Source organism: Paracoccus sp. MKU1 (assembly GCF_001447385.1).
GTDB lineage: Bacteria > Pseudomonadota > Alphaproteobacteria > Rhodobacterales > Rhodobacteraceae > Paracoccus.
The window spans coordinates 1-3054 of record NZ_LLWQ01000170.1; the positions used below are offsets into that span (position 1 = coordinate 1).

Annotated in this window: 4 protein-coding genes and 1 pseudogene; 2 read left to right on the top strand and 3 right to left on the bottom strand. The window is 65.5% G+C overall.

Annotation, left to right across the window (positions count from 1 at the left end; translation table 11 throughout):
• A pseudogene (locus AQY21_RS13375) lies at window positions 1–1027 on the bottom strand (methylase); the annotation flags it as partial.
• A gap of 158 nt (window positions 1028–1185) precedes the next feature.
• On the bottom strand, window positions 1186–1608 hold the full coding sequence (locus AQY21_RS13380; protein ID WP_058098139.1) for an antirestriction protein: 423 nt from the start codon (window positions 1606–1608) through the stop codon (window positions 1186–1188).
• Between the two features lie 160 nt (window positions 1609–1768).
• Here AQY21_RS13380 and AQY21_RS13385 point away from each other — a divergent pair, with 160 nt between their 5' ends.
• Entirely contained in the window at window positions 1769–2026 is a 258-nt protein-coding gene (locus tag AQY21_RS13385; protein ID WP_058098140.1) for a type II toxin-antitoxin system Phd/YefM family antitoxin, read from the top strand.
• Entirely contained in the window at window positions 2023–2406 is a 384-nt protein-coding gene (locus AQY21_RS13390; protein WP_058098141.1) for a type II toxin-antitoxin system VapC family toxin, read from the top strand. Before AQY21_RS13385 ends, AQY21_RS13390 begins: the two co-directional genes overlap by 4 nt.
• 17 nt (window positions 2407–2423) lie before the next feature.
• Here AQY21_RS13390 and AQY21_RS13395 read toward each other — a convergent pair.
• On the bottom strand, window positions 2424–3054 hold a 631-nt coding region (locus AQY21_RS13395), incomplete at its 5' end, for a hypothetical protein (protein ID WP_058098142.1).

Below are 3054 nucleotides of genomic sequence, written 5' to 3' on the forward strand. Positions count from 1 at the left end.
CGACCGGCAGCCGCGTGGGAAGCAGGTCGGCTAGCCAGGCGATCAGCGTGGCCACGTCCGGCGCGACACCAGGCGCTGCCGGAAACACCGCCGCATCTTCGGCCGGCAGCTTGTCGATGACCGTGAGCCGGGTCGGGACAGTGGTGCCTTGCTTGGCATAGACCGAGCCGTCGATGGCGGCGGAAAAGGTGACGCGACCGCGTTCCTGCAGCCGGGTCCAGGAGGCGGTCCACGCCGGATTATCGGGGGCGAAGCTCGCGCCGGTGATGGTCACGAGCCGTCCGCCGGGCGCAAGACGCGCCAGCGCCGAAGCGACATGGCGAAAGGCGGCGTCACGCATGCGCCCCTCGACATTGGCCATGACCGAGAACGGTGGATTCATCAGCACGACGGTCGGGACAAGGCAGGGATCGAGATGGTCATCGATCTGGGCCGCGTCGAAGCGGGTAACGGAAAGGGCCGGAAAGAGAGAGGAAAGCAGGCCGGCGCGCATCTCGGCCAGTTCATTTACGAGAAGCGTGCCGCCGGCGATCTCGGCCAGGATGGCGAGGAGCCCGGTGCCGGCCGAGGGCTCCAGCACACGGTCGGCAGGCGTGATCGCCGCCGCCGTGACCGCCGCGAAACCGAGCGGGATCGGGGTGGAGAACTGCTGGAAGGTCTGCGCTTCTTCCGAGCGGCGCGTATGCGTCGGCAGAAGCCCGGAGATCTTGCCGAGCTGCGGCAGGATCGCCGACTTCGAGGCGGCTTTACGGAAAAGCACATTGCCGTATTTGCGCAGGAAGAGGACGGTCGCAGCCTCGCAGGCATCATAGGCCAGCTTCCAGGTCCAGGCGCCGGTGGCATCGGAAGCGCCGAAACCCGCTTCCATCGCGCCGCGCAGCGTGGCGGCATCGACGCGCTGACCGCGCTCCAGATGCGGCAGCAGTAGGCCGGCAGCGGTGAATATGCGGGCTGCGGTCTCGGCGTCGTGGTCGCGCGGAAGCGGCGCGGTGGCGGATGCCGCCGCGGATGCGGAAATCATGTTCATCGGGGATTCCTCGGGAGAGCAAGTCAGGATCAAGCCGGGCAGCGCTCTCTCTCGACCGCACCGGCTCAAACCCCTTCCGGCCCATCTCTCGCTCTGAAGCCGTGGCGAAAGCAGGCATGAAACAAGCGCCCGACCGTCAGGCTGGGCGCTTGTGGGTTTCAGTCGATGGCCTGGAAGATCGCCGCCGCCTCCGGGTGATTGGCGGCATGTTCGTAGAGACGGCCATAGCCCTCGGCGAGTTCGTCGTCATCGTAGCGGAAGGAAAGATGCGAGAAGGCGAAGAGCGTGGCGATGATCCCAGCCGCATCGCATGAGACCTCGCCCTCGAAACCGTTGCCTTCGCAGAACAGGAGGTAACGGGGCTTTGATGTCGGCGCGAGATAGAGCGGCTGGCCGGCGCGTTCGTAGAAATCCCAGAGCCCGCCGCCGTAATCGGCGGGGCTGAGGATCTCCATGAATCGGAAGACGGCATGCTCGCCGATGATGAGCAGGCGCCGGCCGAAAAGGCGCGGCAGGAACTTCATGCGGCGCGCGTCGGGGACACGGGTTGCGGATTGAGAAGCAAGTTCGGGCAAAGCCATGATCGGTCTCCTGGAGGGAAAGGGACGGCAGCCGGACGACCCTCTCTCAACCCGTCCGGAGGCACCCTCTCCCGGCCCTCCTCTCGCTCTGGGGGCTTGAAATGGACCATTCTATGGACCATCTTGGCAGGATAGCGGAGAACATCTGGAGCGATGTGCGATGAGGGTTTCTGTCACCGAGGCGAAAGGGCAGCTCACCGAACTGGTGAAACGCGCCGAGGCCGGCGACGAGGTGATCCTGACCCGGCGGGGCCATGAGGTCGCCCGCCTCGTGCGGGTTGCTGTCGCAGCGACCCCGAAAGGCCGGCGTGCGCTGATGGAGCGGGTCCGGGCCACGGCGCGGGGCAAGGCACTGCCCGGCGCCGATGCCGCGCGCAGTCAGGACTTCCTCTATGGTGATGACGGGATGCCGGCGTGATCGTCGTCGACACCTCGGCGCTGATGGCGATCGTGCTGGACGAGCCGCAGGCCGAGACCTGCATGGCGGCGATCGAGGCGGCGGACGGATTGCTGATCTCGGCCGGAACCGTGGCCGAGACGCTGATCGTGGCCGGGCGCCGCAATGTTGGGGAAGAGATTGCCGCCCTGATCGAGGGCCTTGGGTTCGAGGTCGTCTCCGTCACGGAGGCTTCGGCACGCAGGATCTCCGAAGCCTATGCCCGCTGGGGCAAGGGCGTTCATCCCGCCGGTCTCAACTACGGCGATTGCTTCGCCTATGAGGTCGCGAGCGAGCGCGGCTGTCCGTTGCTCTTTGTCGGCGATGATTTCTCACGGACGGACCTGCGGTCGGTACTGTAACCCCGGAAAGCCGGGCTTTAGCCGAAGCGATTCCCATCAACTGTGAAGCTGTATTCGTTGGCACCGATGGCCTCATCGACCGCCTCATCCGAAGTCAGGTCATCGTAGTCGCGCTCAAGCTGGCGATAGAGCCAACGCGCGAGATCGCGCAATGCCTCGATGACGGTCTCCTCGGCATCGGCGGTCATGCCCTGCCCTGTCGGGCTGTCGCGGGTGACCGAGATCGCCATGCAGTATTCGTGATAGTATCGCCCCCGATGGGTCGTCTCGGCCGTCAACTGGTAGAAGTTGCGGCGTTGCGCCTGATGTAGGGCATCCGCGATGCGGTGCAGCTCCGCATCCTTCGGCGCATAGGCACGGATTTCCGCCGCCGTGCCTTTGCGATAGGAATAGTGGCCTTCGAACGCGGCGCCATCGCCCTGCGACCAGAAGCCCGTAAACCAGATGCAAGGCTCTTGTCGCACGCCGCCGCCCATGAGGCGGACGGTGCGGGTCTTGATGCGGATGCCGAGGATGTCCGCGATCCGCCGGAAATCCTCATAGACGGCATCGTACCAATCGTAGTCGAAGCCGCCCTCGCGATACCAGGCGCGGGCATTGTCTTTCGCGGCTTCGGAAAGCTCGTCGAGCCGATAGACCGTGGTTTCG

Coding starts and splice junctions, on each gene's coding strand:
- AQY21_RS13380 (WP_058098139.1), bottom strand. CDS start 1,608: ATGGCTTTGCCCGAACTTGCTTCTCAATCCGCAACCCGTGTCCCCGAC.
- AQY21_RS13385 (WP_058098140.1), top strand. CDS start 1,769: ATGAGGGTTTCTGTCACCGAGGCGAAAGGGCAGCTCACCGAACTGGTG.